Source organism: Caldimonas manganoxidans ATCC BAA-369 (assembly GCF_000381125.1).
GTDB lineage: Bacteria > Pseudomonadota > Gammaproteobacteria > Burkholderiales > Burkholderiaceae_C > Caldimonas > Caldimonas manganoxidans.
In genome coordinates this window covers 1-11,933 of record NZ_KB905950.1, presented here as the reverse complement: position 1 = coordinate 11,933, position 11,933 = coordinate 1, and the positions used below count along the sequence as shown (strand labels likewise).

The 11,933-nt window shown below is 66.3% G+C and carries 19 protein-coding genes and 2 pseudogenes; 6 read left to right on the top strand and 15 right to left on the bottom strand.

The features are described from left to right. Position 1 precedes the first annotated feature (1 nt). The 5 genes and pseudogenes from F615_RS0111950 to F615_RS19210 form a co-directional block, all read right to left on the bottom strand. Positions 2-223 carry a phage head-tail joining protein gene (locus F615_RS0111950; protein WP_019561425.1) on the bottom strand — a complete coding sequence of 74 codons (222 nt, stop codon included), beginning with the start codon at positions 221-223 and terminating at the stop codon, positions 2-4. Further along, entirely contained in the window at positions 223-615 is a 393-nt protein-coding gene (locus F615_RS0111945; RefSeq protein WP_019561424.1) for a hypothetical protein, read from the bottom strand. Before F615_RS0111945 ends, F615_RS0111950 begins: the two co-directional genes overlap by 1 nt. Continuing rightward, positions 615-1,106 (bottom strand): hypothetical protein, encoded by a 492-nt coding sequence (locus F615_RS0111940; protein WP_019561423.1) that lies wholly within the window; start codon positions 1,104-1,106, stop codon positions 615-617. The genes F615_RS0111945 and F615_RS0111940 overlap by 1 nt, the downstream gene beginning before the upstream one ends. A gap of 36 nt (positions 1,107-1,142) precedes the next feature. Continuing rightward, entirely contained in the window at positions 1,143-3,104 is a 1,962-nt protein-coding gene (locus F615_RS0111935) for a phage terminase large subunit family protein (RefSeq protein ID WP_019561422.1), read from the bottom strand. Between the two features lie 16 nt (positions 3,105-3,120). After that, a pseudogene (locus F615_RS19210) lies at positions 3,121-3,680 on the bottom strand (elements of external origin). Between the two features lie 109 nt (positions 3,681-3,789). Here F615_RS19210 and F615_RS0111925 point away from each other — a divergent pair. The 4 genes from F615_RS0111925 to F615_RS0111910 all read left to right on the top strand — a co-directional run bounded on the left by F615_RS0111925 (position 3,790) and on the right by F615_RS0111910 (position 5,373). Next, a complete protein-coding gene (locus F615_RS0111925) occupies positions 3,790-4,056 on the top strand; it encodes a hypothetical protein (protein WP_019561421.1) in 267 nt (88 codons plus the stop codon). A gap of 94 nt (positions 4,057-4,150) precedes the next feature. Further along, entirely contained in the window at positions 4,151-4,732 is a 582-nt protein-coding gene (locus tag F615_RS0111920; RefSeq protein WP_019561420.1) for a DUF3489 domain-containing protein, read from the top strand. A gap of 153 nt (positions 4,733-4,885) precedes the next feature. Beyond that, positions 4,886-5,095, top strand: coding sequence for a TA system antitoxin ParD family protein (locus F615_RS0111915; RefSeq protein WP_019561419.1), 210 nt, complete (start codon positions 4,886-4,888; stop codon positions 5,093-5,095). Beyond that, entirely contained in the window at positions 5,095-5,373 is a 279-nt protein-coding gene (locus tag F615_RS0111910) for a type II toxin-antitoxin system RelE/ParE family toxin (RefSeq protein WP_019561418.1), read from the top strand. Before F615_RS0111915 ends, F615_RS0111910 begins: the two co-directional genes overlap by 1 nt. Here F615_RS0111910 and F615_RS0111905 read toward each other — a convergent pair. Then, positions 5,370-6,617: a site-specific DNA-methyltransferase gene (locus F615_RS0111905; protein WP_019561417.1), complete on the bottom strand. Its 1,248-nt coding sequence runs from the start codon at positions 6,615-6,617 to the stop codon at positions 5,370-5,372. The two genes, F615_RS0111910 and F615_RS0111905, sit on opposite strands and share 4 nt — an antisense overlap. 39 nt (positions 6,618-6,656) lie before the next feature. On the opposite strand from F615_RS0111905, the gene F615_RS0111900 reads away from it, so the two are divergent. Then, the gene (locus tag F615_RS0111900) at positions 6,657-6,938 is read left to right on the top strand and encodes a type II toxin-antitoxin system Phd/YefM family antitoxin (RefSeq protein WP_019561416.1); all 282 of its coding nucleotides are present in this window, start codon (positions 6,657-6,659) and stop codon (positions 6,936-6,938) included. Beyond that, entirely contained in the window at positions 6,931-7,200 is a 270-nt protein-coding gene (locus F615_RS0111895; RefSeq protein WP_019561415.1) for a Txe/YoeB family addiction module toxin, read from the top strand. The genes F615_RS0111900 and F615_RS0111895 overlap by 8 nt, the downstream gene beginning before the upstream one ends. On the opposite strand, the gene F615_RS18435 is transcribed toward F615_RS0111895, so the two are convergent. From F615_RS18435 to F615_RS20180, 9 genes and pseudogenes are all read right to left on the bottom strand, one after another. Continuing rightward, positions 7,154-8,581 carry a site-specific DNA-methyltransferase gene (locus F615_RS18435; protein ID WP_051090244.1) on the bottom strand — a complete coding sequence of 476 codons (1,428 nt, stop codon included), beginning with the start codon at positions 8,579-8,581 and terminating at the stop codon, positions 7,154-7,156. The two genes, F615_RS0111895 and F615_RS18435, sit on opposite strands and share 47 nt — an antisense overlap. A 399-nt stretch (positions 8,582-8,980) precedes the next feature. After that, a complete protein-coding gene (locus tag F615_RS0111885; RefSeq protein WP_026330267.1) occupies positions 8,981-9,301 on the bottom strand; it encodes a helix-turn-helix domain-containing protein in 321 nt (106 codons plus the stop codon). A gap of 34 nt (positions 9,302-9,335) precedes the next feature. After that, on the bottom strand, positions 9,336-9,686 hold the full coding sequence (locus tag F615_RS0111880; RefSeq protein WP_026330266.1) for an HVO_A0114 family putative DNA-binding protein: 351 nt from the start codon (positions 9,684-9,686) through the stop codon (positions 9,336-9,338). Positions 9,687-9,730: 44 nt separating this feature from the next. Then, positions 9,731-10,078 carry a type II toxin-antitoxin system PemK/MazF family toxin gene (locus F615_RS0111875; protein WP_019561411.1) on the bottom strand — a complete coding sequence of 116 codons (348 nt, stop codon included), beginning with the start codon at positions 10,076-10,078 and terminating at the stop codon, positions 9,731-9,733. Beyond that, positions 10,060-10,269: a hypothetical protein gene (locus F615_RS0111870; RefSeq protein ID WP_019561410.1), complete on the bottom strand. Its 210-nt coding sequence runs from the start codon at positions 10,267-10,269 to the stop codon at positions 10,060-10,062. Before F615_RS0111870 ends, F615_RS0111875 begins: the two co-directional genes overlap by 19 nt. Before the next feature lie 95 nt (positions 10,270-10,364). Further along, entirely contained in the window at positions 10,365-10,736 is a 372-nt protein-coding gene (locus tag F615_RS0111865; RefSeq protein WP_019561409.1) for a DUF6362 family protein, read from the bottom strand. Next, positions 10,729-10,938 carry a hypothetical protein gene (locus F615_RS0111860; RefSeq protein ID WP_019561408.1) on the bottom strand — a complete coding sequence of 70 codons (210 nt, stop codon included), beginning with the start codon at positions 10,936-10,938 and terminating at the stop codon, positions 10,729-10,731. Before F615_RS0111860 ends, F615_RS0111865 begins: the two co-directional genes overlap by 8 nt. A 1-nt stretch (position 10,939) precedes the next feature. After that, positions 10,940-11,416 carry a crossover junction endodeoxyribonuclease RuvC gene (locus F615_RS0111855; RefSeq protein WP_019561407.1) on the bottom strand — a complete coding sequence of 159 codons (477 nt, stop codon included), beginning with the start codon at positions 11,414-11,416 and terminating at the stop codon, positions 10,940-10,942. A gap of 130 nt (positions 11,417-11,546) precedes the next feature. Beyond that, positions 11,547-11,933, bottom strand: a pseudogene (locus F615_RS20180) (phage/plasmid primase, P4 family); the annotation flags it as partial.

Below are 11,933 nucleotides of genomic sequence, written 5' to 3'. Positions count from 1 at the left end.
CTCAGAACCCTTTGCCGGTGGTGATGCGGATCTGGCGCGGCGCACCCGGCCACAGGCCGGTGGCCACGGCCTGCTCGAAGAGGTCGCGCTTGACCGCTGCGATGGCGGCCTTCAGTTCATCGACGCTGCGGTACTCGACCGTCTTGTCGCCCAAGGTCACGCGCTTTTCGCCCTTGACCAGTGCCGCTTCCAGTGCGTCGAGGTGGGCTTGGGTGTAGGCCATCAGCGGTAGACCACGAGGTTGATTTCGGAGGAATCGGAAAACGACGCCGAGCTCGTCGCACAACTGATGTCGACGTACTGGGCGGTCTTCTGGTCGGAGGTGGATCGCACGATGGCGATGCGCTGCGTGCCACTGTTGGTGCTGCTGCGGGCGAGCGCCGTCCAGCAGTAGTTGGCGTCGGGCATGGCAACGGCGAAGGTCACACGGTAGCGACCCACCGCCGTCCGGGTGACGCTGGCCACGTTGTGCGACGCGCGCACGACGATCTGGTTGCCCACAAAGCCGAAGCACACCCACGCCCGGGCCAGGCCGGGGTGGGTCGCGTCGATCTTGGTCTTGACCTCCAGGCCGATGCGGCTGGCCAAGGCGCTGATGCGCGAAACCAGTCCCATCAGACCAGCGCCCCCTCGAAGATCGCGACGAAGTCGGTGTCGGTGTCGCCGACATCACTGGCGGCCACCGCGCCGATGTTGCTGCGCGCCAGGGCGGCTTCGGCCGCGGTCAGGGTCTGCGCCGCATCGAAGCGCACACGGTGGTTGACGGCGGCGAGCAGCGCATCCAGGCCACTGGTGCCGTCCTGCAGCAGTTGCTGGATTTCCAGCAGCGTATCAAAGGCGGCATCGGCCCCGCCCAGGATCTCGGCTTTCAGCGCATCGAGCAGCGTGACGATCTTGCTGGACGAATAGGTGCTGGTGGTGGCGACCTGCGCATCGTCGATCACCGCCGAGGACACCACGGCCGCCTTCAGTTCGTTGATGGCCGCGACCAGATTCGACTTGTCGGTGGTGGTCAGGTTGGCGAGATGCCCGGCCTTGGCGCGCACGTCGTTGAACTCCTGCGCGACGCGCAGGACCAGGCTTTCAATGCGGGTGGCCAGACTCATGGGCGCTCCTTGAAGGTTCAGGCCTGCCAGCGGGGATCAGCGCAGCCAGGGGCTGCGGATCACGCGCCGGCCGGGGTGGCGGGTGGCAGAGACACCAAGGCCACCGCGATGGGTGGCCTCGGGAGGTCGTTCGATGGGCATTTCGTTCGACGGCATGGGCTCATCGGGCGGCGTCAGCCCCAGTTGCCGCTCCAGTTCGCGCCAATGGCGTTCCTCGAAGCGGTCCAGACCTGCGGCCGCAGCGGCCGCGCGGGCGTAGACGTAGCAGTCCAGGGCTTCATTGCGCTCGCGCATCTTCTGCCACTCGCGCACCGGGTAGCCGTTGCGGTCGCGCCGGGTGATCAGTTGCTCGGCGCACAGCTGCTGGATGAACTCGGCGTCGATCTTGGGCAGGTGAACGAAGCCGGCCGGGTACCTCACCGTCACGCCGTTCTCGTCCACATCGGCGCTCTTGCGCAGGTTGTTGTAGAACTCGAGCTTGGCGATACCGACCGCCACGCTGTAGACCTTGATGCCCCGGCGCAGCTTCTTGCCGGCGAGCGAGACGTCCACCGCGGTCGGCGTGCCGATCAGGGCGGCACCACGCGCAACGCCCTTGACCGCCATCACGCGCGGGTCGCGGCAAGCGCGCACGAAGGCATAGGCCTCCTGCGTCGCAAATCCCGTGTCCAGCGCGAGGCGGGCCAGCGGCATCGGTGCTCCGCAAGCGTGCGTCCAGGTCTCGGCGATCAGTTCGGCCAGGCGTTTCCACACCGCATCCCGTGCGGTGTCGCCCATCAGCACCCGGTGCTCGATGAGCCAGGCCTCCTTGCCACGCCCGAAGGCCCAGATCGAGGCCTCGATGCGATCCTTCTGCACATCGGCACCACCCACCAGCAGCAGGCCGCCTGCGGGCACCCGGCCCAGCGGGTAGTCCTCGCGGCGCTCGATGAGGCGCTGCCAGTCCGGCGCTTCACCCTCTTCCACCCAGGTTTCACCCAGTTCGGTGTTCTTGAAGGTCTTGATCGCCGCGGCCGAGCCGGATTCCTTGCTGACCGCCGCCTCCCAGGCCGCGGCGATGTCGCGCCAGGAGCGCCAGCCCAACGGGCTGTAGAGCGAGGAAAGATGGAAACCGGCCGTCTTGGCGCCGGGCGCCATGGCCCGCCACTCGCCGTGCTCCAGCATCCAGGTCTTGTGGTGCTCGGCAATCGGCGCGTCGCACGATTCGCAGATGTAGGCCGCCGTGTCGGGTTGCCCTTTGTCCCAGCGCAATTGCTCGAAACGCAGCCATTGCCGGTGCGAGCAGTGCGGGCACGGCACGAAGTAGCGACGTTGGTCGCTGGCCTCGTACTCGCGCTCGATGGCCGATGCTCCTGAGATCGTCGGCGTCGAGACGATGAAGATCTTGCGCCGCGCGAAGGTGCGGGTACGCGCCTCGGCCAGCGAGATCGCATCCCCTTCACCCTCGACGTCCAGCGGATAACCGTCGACCTCGTCGAGGAACAGATACCGCACCGGCATCGAGCGCAGGCCCACCGCGCTGTTGGCCCCGGTCATCACCAGCACGCCGCCGCGGAACTCCTTGGCGAGGATGGTGTTGCCGGAATCCCGGCTGCGCGCCGGGGCGATGAGTTCGCAGAGCACCGGCGACTCCTCGATCAGCGGGTCGATGCGCTGCTTGGAGGCGCGCTTGGCCATCTCCACGGTGGGCCAGACCGCCATCATCGGACCCGGCGCATGGTGGATCACGTAGCCGATCCAGTTGCTGCCCATCTCGGTGGCGCCAAGTTGCGCTGCCTTCATGAACACCACGCGCTCGATGGGCGAGGTCGGTGAGAGGCAATCCATGATCTCGCGCAGGTACGGCGTGCGGCGGGTACGCCAGCGTCCCGGCTCGGCCGAGGCCCGGCTTCCGAGCACCCGATGTCGGTCGGCCCACTCGGAGACCGTCAGCAGCGGGTCGGGGGTGAGCCCGTCGCGCCAGGCGCGTTCGATCTCGGCCGCACCTTCGTAGTCCATCGTCCTTTCTCCCCAGTCAATCGACACTGGGGCGCAACTCGCCCAGTTCCTGCAGGTGCTCACGCACGGCCGCATCGAGCGCCACGTGCAGCGCATGGGCATCGACGTTCAGTCGCGCGGCCATCTGCGCCGAGATGCGCGCCGGCCAGTTCAGCCAGGCATCGCGCTCGGTGCGTGCGAGCTTGAATACATGAGAGACGGCCTGCGCGCGATCGACGAGCTCGCCCTTGCGCTGCGCCAGCTCGATTTTGTGGAGCTGGGCCTTGAGCACTTCGTTGGCGGTGCGTGCCTGCAGCAGCGTGGTGCCACCGGCCGACCAGGGCGCCCCCCGGCGTCGGCCGTGTCGCGCGGCGCGGACTGGGCCGATGCCGCTGGCCTGGCGCGCCCCTTGGCGGCTGGGGCCGGCGCTTGCGCTTGCCGCGGCTGCAGGGTGTTTTGCGCCCACTGCGCGTCGGCCATGGCCGGATCGATCGTGCCATCCGGCAGCGGCGTGATCCGCCCGGTGTCGATGGCCTTTTTCACAGCCACGTGCGACACGCCCCGGTGGCGCGCGTAGGCGCGAATGGAAAGACCCATCGTCACCTTCTTCAATCATTTGTTCGTCATTCCTGCAGATCGAGCTTGGCTTCCATCGGCAACAGCGCGTTCATCACGGCACGCCAACCCACCATCGAAAGGACCCCCGATGAACGCCAACACCCCCGATACCCTGGCCACGAAGCTGGCCGAAGCGGCGCTGACGATCCTGGTGCGCTGCTGCCGCAACGAGGTGGCTGCCGCCAGCCGCGACGACTTGGAGGCCGCCTGCGCGGCGATGCGCGCCAAGGCCAGGCCGGTCATCGACCAGTTGCTCGACGACGCGCGGGCTGCGCCCTGGGTGGCCGAAGCCGCATTCCACGCCGCAGCGCTCGAACTGGCGCAAGCCGGCATCGCGGTGTTGCGCAAAGCCTGACTCACCCCACCAAGCCAAGCAGAAAGCGCTTGGCTTCTCTGCCGAACAGCGCGTTCATCACCTCACCCGATCCACCCCTGCCAAGGAGCAGACCATGACCACCACCCAACTCACCCCCGTCCAGCACGCCATCCTGGCCAAGGCCATCCACACCAGCGGCGGCAAGATCGACTGGTTCCCCGAGCACATCAAAGGCGGCGCGCGCCGCAAGGTGCTCGACGGGATGTTCAACCGCGCCCTGATCACCACCGATGGCAACAACTGGTTCGTCACCGCCGAGGGCTACGATGCTTTGGGGCTGCCGCGCCCGGGCGGGAACAAGAATCGCGCCGGCTCCTTCGAGGCGCGTCTGGATCAGATCATTGCCAACGCCGAAGGGGCACCCGCCGCCGCGAGCGATCCCGAGTTGGAGGCGGCCGTGACGGCTGCCGAAGCCACGTGGACGCAGGCGAAGGACGATGCGCCGCGTCGCATCCGTGCCGACAGCAAGCAGGCCCGGGTCATCGCGATGCTGCGCAGCCCTGAGGGCACCACGATCCGCCAGATCATGGACGCCACCGGCTGGCAAGCGCACACGGTGCGCGGCACCTTGGCCGGGGCGCTCAAGAAGAAGCTGGGTCTGAGCGTCGTGTCGGACAAGCCGCAGGGCGGCGAGCGCGTTTACCGGCTCGCTTGAATCACGATGGGGCAGCGCCTCCCGCGTGGGAGGCCGCAGCCAACGGCTTGGTGATTCACTGCGCGATCGTCGAGGAGTCCCTGGTCGCCTGATGGCGAAGGTTCCGTTTTGGACCATTAGGCGCCATAATGATCCTCCTCACAGGAGGTTCGTATGGCCGTCAATGTCAAACTGCCCGAAGCCTTGGTCGAGACCGCCAAGCGTTACGGCGCCATCGAGCACCGCTCGGTGCCCAAGCAAATCGAATACTGGTCTCAAATTGGCAAGATCGCCGCTGAAAACCCGGACCTGCCCTTTTCCGTCATCCGCGACATCCTGATCGCCGATCAGGAAGCGCCGGTGGGTGAGTACCGGTTTGGCTGATGCGCATCCTTGTCACTCCGACCTTCGAGCGTGCCGTCAAAAAGCTGCACAAGCAGCAGAAGGCCGCGCTCGACGAAGCGGTACGCACCATTGCCAGTCAGCCCGAAGTCGGCGAAGCCAAAGTTGGTGACCTGGCTGGGGTGCAGGTTTACAAGTTCCGCATGGGCAGCTTGCTCTGCCTGCTCGCCTACCGCGTTCTGGATGAAAACACCCTCAAGCTGTTGATGGTCGGTCCGCACGAGAATTTCTACCGCGACCTCAAACGCACCGAGCGCTAACCAGCCAGATCATTGAACTTGAACCCATCCTCTTCCCGATAGGCTTCCTGCCCACTCCATTCCTGCCAACGACGCACGATCACATCCACGTACTTCGGGTCGAGCTCGATCAGTCGCGCTCTGCGCCCCGACTTCTCCGCCGCGATCAATGTCGTGCCCGAGCCACCGAACGGGTCGAGCACCACGTTGCCGGGTCGGCTGGAATTGCGGATCGCCCGCTCGACCAGTTCCACCGGCTTCATCGTTGGGTGCAGGTCGTTCTTTTGCGGCTTGTTGAAGTGCCACACGTCGCCCTGGTCGCGGTCGCCGCACCAGTGACGCTGCGCGCCTTCGGGCCATCCGTAGAGGATCGGCTCGTACTGGCGTTGGTAGTCGGCGCGCCCCAGCGTGAAGGTGTTCTTGGCCCAGATGATGAAGGTCGACCAGTGGCCACCGGCGGCGCGGAAAGCGGCCTGCAGGGTGTCGAGTTCCGACGATGACATGGCCACGTAAATTGCGCCGCGGCAGTGGGCGATGGTGGGTGTGAGCGCCGCCAGCAGGAAGTCGTGGAAGCCGTCGCCCAGGTTGTCGTTGAGGATCGCGCGGTGCTTGCCGCGCAGCTTGTCCTTCGCGCTGCTCCCGTAGTTCACGTTGTACGGCGGGTCGGTGAAGACCATGTCGGCGATGCCATCGCCAAGCACTGAAGCGTAAGCGTCCGGGTCTGTCGCATCACCGCAGAGCACGCGGTGTTTGCCGCAGACCCAGACATCGCCCGGGCGCGAGGTGGGCGTCTCGCCAACCTCCGGCACCGCATCGTCATCGGTCTGGCCCTGGTTGTCCGGCTCGTCGCCCGCGAGCAGATCGGCCAGCGCATCGGCATCGAAGCCCGTGAGATCCATGTCAAATCCTTCGCTCTGCAAGGCTTCGAGTTCGATCCGCAGCATTTCCTCGTCCCAACCGGCGTTCTCGGCGATGCGGTTGTCAGCGATGATCAGTGCGCGGCGCTGGGTGGGCGTGAGGTGATCGAGCACCACGACCGGCACTCGCTCCAGCCCGAGCTTGCGGGCGGCCGCCAGCCGCCCGTGTCCGGCCACGATCACGCCATCCGAGCCTGCCAGGATCGGGTTGGTGAAGCCGAACTCGGCGATGCTGGCAGCGATCTGCGCCACCTGCTCCTCGGAGTGGGTGCGCGCATTGCGGGCGTAGGGCATGAGCTTGGTCGTTGGCCACTGCTCGATCCGCTCGGCCAGCCATTGGATATTCATATCTTGTACAATATATCTGTCCAATGATGGAGCCACGCCATGACCATTGAAACCACCTACAGCCAGGCGCGCGAGCAGCTCAAGGCGCTGATGGATCGTGCCGTCGATGACCGCGAGGTCATCGTGGTGAAGCGTCGTTCGGGCAATGCCGTGGCGATGATCGCGGCGGACGAACTCGAAAGCCTGCTGGAGACGGCGCATTTGCTGCGTTCATCGAAGAACGCCGAACGCCTGCTGACTGCACTCCTCCGTGCCAGAACCCGTGATCTGAAGCCAACCACACCTGCAAAGCTCAGGAAGGACGTTGGCATCGATGCGTAAGGCAGCCCGGCTTGCGGTCTGCCATCCGGAATTCCTCGAAGACCTGCGCCACTGGGTCGAGACCGACCGGCGTACCGCCAAGCGCTTGCTCGACCTCGTCGAGGCCACGCTGCGTGATCCCTTCGACGGCATCGGCAAACCCGAGCCCTTGAAATATCTGGGACCGGACATCTGGTCGCGACGCATCACCCAGGAACATCGCTGCGTCTATCTGGTCAAGGCCGACCGGGTGGAGTTCTTGCAGGGGCGTTACCACTACTGAGGCCACGTTCGGCAGCAACGTCCTCGAAGGTCTGCCCGGTGGCCAGCAGCGTCACCGGCACCTCCGGATGGTTCTGCCGGAAGCGCTCGATGGCCACGTCCACGTACTCGGGCGCGATCTCCACGCTGCGGCAGACGCGGCCGGTGCGCTCGGCGGCCAGCATGGTCGTGCCGCTGCCGCCAAAGGGCTCGAACACGAGATCATCGGGATCCGTATAGGCCTCGATGACGAACTGCGGCAGCGCCACCGGGAACACGGCCGGGTGGTCGATCCCCTGGCCAATCTTGCCCTTGTGGCGCATCACCCGGATCACCGAGTCGGTGATGCGCGTGTCCTGCGTCGGCTGGCCGGCATGGGTCCAGCCGCCCACTTCGCCGTCCTTGCCGCGCATTGCCGTCGATGACCCATCGGCGCGCAGGTGGGTCTCTTGCCCGGCGAACTTGCACGGCACGATCTTGTTCGGTTTGCGGCTTTGCCGGTTGAAGTGAAAGACGAACTCGAAGGCAGGCGCCAGCCGCCCCTGCCAGTCGCCGGGCATCCCCGGCCCCTGGTCCCACACGTACCAGGCGAAGCGCCGCCAGCCCTGCTGGCGCATCCAGGCGAGCCACGCATCCCAGTACGGGACGACTTCGTTGTCGCGGTGGATCAGGCCGAGGTTCACCAGCACCTGACCATCGTCTGCCATCGGCAGGTGGGCAAAGACGCCACGCATCAGGCCGTCCCAATCGGCGATGCCGCCCGTGGTGTAGTCGCGCTGGTTGCCGTAGGGCGGCGAGGTGAAGCACAACGCAGCCGTCTCGCCCTGCATCAGCGCGGCGATGACGTCCGGGTCGGTGGCGTCGCCGCAAATCAGGCGGTGCGGGCCAATCGCCCAGATGTCGCCGGGGCGGGACACCGGGACGGCCGGGGCTTCGGGAACGTCGTCTGCGGCGTCCGGATCCTCGGCGTCGGGCTCAGTTTGGGCATCAGCTGTCGCTTCAGCGAGCAACGCTTCGATCTCCTCCCCCTCGAACCCGGTCAACGCCAGGTCGTAGCCCGCTTCGGACAACTCGGCCAGCTCCAACGCGAGCAGTTCCTCATCCCAGCCGGCATCGAGCGCGAGCCGGTTGTCGGCGATGACATAGGCACGCTTTTGCGCCGGCGTGAGGTGACCCAGCTCGATCACCGGCACCTCGGTGAGCCCCAACTTGCGCGCAGCGGCCAGACGCCCGTGCCCGGCGATGATGCCGCTCTCGCCATCGACCAGGATCGGGTTCGTCCAGCCGAACTCGACGATGCTGGCGGCGATCTTGGCAATCTGCGCATCCGGATGCGTGCGCGGGTTGCGGGCGTAGGGAATCAGCGCCTCGACCTTGCGGTACTCGACGTTGAGCGAGTTCAACGTGGACATTCCAAAAGCAAAACCCGCCGGGCGTGGCCGCCGGGCGGGTCGTGTGAGTTCGGGTGACGCGGTGACCGCTCTGCGGGGTGGTAACCGGGGCCGGTAACCTGGCCGGGTGGTAACCTGATTTTGCGGCCTGACGCTAAAAAAGCGCCGCGCTCTCGCCCCCCGCATGGCTTCTTGGCCAGGAAGGACCCGTTGGTTTTTCGGGCGGCTTCCTTTGCCGTCACCGCTGTCCAGAAGTTAGCCGAAATCCTACCCTCGAACCGGTGGATCTGTTGCAGCGGCGAAAGCCGCATTGGCCCGCTGGCACACGCGGATGCGCGATCCAACCCGCCAAATCACGCCAAAACACGCAGGCGCGTTTGGTATGCGCTCGTGCCCAGCGACTTCAGAGCATCAGAGCACGGCCTCCAGGCCCTTGCGTTCGATGAGGTCGAGCAACTTCTGCGAGGGACCGCTGGGCTTCTTGTCGCCCACTTCCCACTTGCGCACGGTCGAGACGCTGGTGTTGAGGACCGATGCCAGCACGGCCTGACTCAAGTGCAGGCGTTCGCGCAAGGCGCGCACTTTCTCAGCGTCGTACTCCTGCACCGGCTCCAAGCACAGCGCGTCGTACTTGCGCATCTTGCGCTTGTCGATGAAGCCCAGGCGATGCAGGTCGGAGGCCATCTCATGAACCTCTTGCAGGATGCGACTCTTGCCTCTCTTCACGGCCATGGTCGATTCTTCGTTGTGTGCCGACAAAAAGCGCTCAAGCCGCGACGATCCGAAACTCCGTCGCCTTGGCCACAGGACGGACGTGGTTCTTCTCGCGCTGGAGCTCGACGATGCCGTAGCGCGACATCGTCTTGAGCGTGCGCGAGAGGTTGCTCGGTTTGCGCCCGGTGGCCTCGGCCAGTTCCGAGATCGAGCCGGGCCGGGTCTCGGCGATCACCCGGATCAACGCCCGGTTGTCGTCGCTGAGCACCTCGGCCAGCGACTTCATCGAAGTGAACCAGATCTTCGGCTCGCCCGGCTTGGGCTTGTGCTCGCCTCGCGCGATCGCGAGCACACGCTCGCGGATCTTGTCCTGCGGCATGATCCCGATCACGATCGGTTTCATCGTCATTTCACCTTGCTGCGCAGGGCGGTCCTTCCGATCGCCCATCACTCGGATAGTCGGCCTTTGCGTACCAGCTCGACGACCCGGTTTCGCACCTGCTCCAGCTTCTCGTCCCTGATGCGTCCTGCCACGCGTTGGAACAGGCCTTGATGCGCGGTGAACAGTTTTCCGGGACGGATGAAGCTGGTCCGCTGGAGGGAGCCCCGGGAGAAGTCCCCATCCGCCAGTTCGATCGCGAAGGGGTCGGCGTAAGAGCGGCTCGTGATCTGCAGGCACAGCCAGTCCTCCCGTCCTGCATGGGCAAGAACGAGTGCTGGCCGAAGCTTGGATGTCGATAAATCGGAGAACGGGAAAGGCACGAGGACCACGTCGCCTATTGCAGGTGCGTCCATGCCTCATCCTCTTCCGGTTTCAGCCAATCCTCCGCGAGGGCCGTTTCAGCCAGCTGAGTGACCTCGTCGATCTCCACCGGCGCCTCGTCGAGGATGGTCACCAAGGCGCGATGCAGGCCTTTGATCTTGACGGGCTCGGCCAGACGGACATGCCCCTGTTCGTCGATGATGGCTTCCACGGTCTGTTTCATCACATGTCCTCCGCTCGATCCGGATCGCCCGGCTCAAACCCGCTCCGCCGAGAACCGCATTTTATCACCTATTGATACATGACGCTGGGTGGAACTCACCCGTTCAGACGGTCGGCCACGATCTGCAACGCCCGCTGCCAGCGCCGCCACGCTGTGGTCCGATCGCAGCCGAAGCGGGCGCAGATGTCGCGCCAGCGGTGGCGGTCGGCGCGCATCCACACGAGGTGCCGTTCCTCTTCCTCCAGCCACTGCACCCAGCGCATGGCTTCGAGCATGCGCTCGATGGCCTCGGGACTGGGCGGGAAGCGCCGGATCGTGGGTTCGGCCCCCAGCGTCTCCCAGGGCATGCGCCGGATCGCGGGCCAGGTGTTGAAGTAGCCCTGCACGCGCACGGACGGCAAGCGGTGGGCGGTGATGGCCGCCTCCCGGAAGCGCTCGGCCACACGCTCGACGGTCCACTCAGCCATGGCGCGCCTCCCGTGCACCGTAGAGCCGCTCGCCGATTTGCCGGATCAGCTCGCGTTCCATCCAGTCGAGCCGGTCGTCGTCGAGGGAGACGACGAGCAGGCGCTGCTCGCGCCAGCCGCGGCGCTTGACGGCCTCCACGTCCATCGACTCGGGCTGCAGCCGACCGAGCGGGCAGCGGTAGCGAGGGGTCGGAACAATCATCTCAGTCCTCCTGCGCCGCGTCGTGAAGCTGGAGGGCCCAGAGCAACAGCGCCAAGGCGTCGGCCTCGTCGTCGTCCGCCGGGGCGTGGCCCCGCGCACGCACGGCCGCCATCACCGCGTCCTTGCCGGCGTTGCCGCGGCCGGTGGCGTGCTTCTTGATCGTGCCCACCGGCACGCCCTGGTAGGGAATGCCGTGGTGCTCGCACCAGGCCGTGAGCGTGGCCAGGAACCCGCCGTAGGCGTGCGCGGCATCGACGCCAGCGTGTCGGCGTACCTCCTCGAAGTACAAAAACTGAATTTCAGAAACGGATTGCTGAATTTCAGAAATCCAGCGCCGAAAGCGCAGGAAGCGCATGCCGCCGCCTTCGAAGCGCTGCGGCCGAAAGCTCTCGGCGCCGCTGGTAATGTGGCCGTCGCTGCCGCGCAGCGCCCAGCCGGTGGAGGTGCCCAGGTCGAGGGCGAGGAGGGTGGTGTGCATCGTGTCGGTCCTTGTCAGCATCGGGTGACCGAAGGTGACCGCCGTGGGGAATCGTCCTTCCGCCCGCGCGCGCGTACGCGCGTAAAGAGACTCAATCCCTGGGCCAGTCACCTTCGGTCACCCTCGGGGTTCAGTCGTCTCGGTACGGGAGCCGTACGCCGTAGTCCTTGGGCTTGAGCGACAGGCCCGCCAGGGCCTTGACGCCGCCGTGGATGCGCGTGCGCTCGAAGCCGCGGTTGGCCAGTTGCTGGGCGAGCCAGCGGCTCGTGCCCACGTACTCGCCGCGCCGGCCGGCCCAGTCCTGCCAGCGCTGGAACACGTCGGCCACGGCCACGCGGGCCTGCGGGTGGCGCTGGGCCTCCTCGTCCAGGAAGTCGCGCACGGCGTCCTCCTCGTCGAAGTACTCGGCGGTGGCCGACACCACGCTGGCCGGGGGCTGGAGCCCCTCGCGCTGCCAGGCCAGACACCCCTCGACCGCCCACGCGAGGATCCCGTCGCGCTCGGCCAGGAGCTTGTC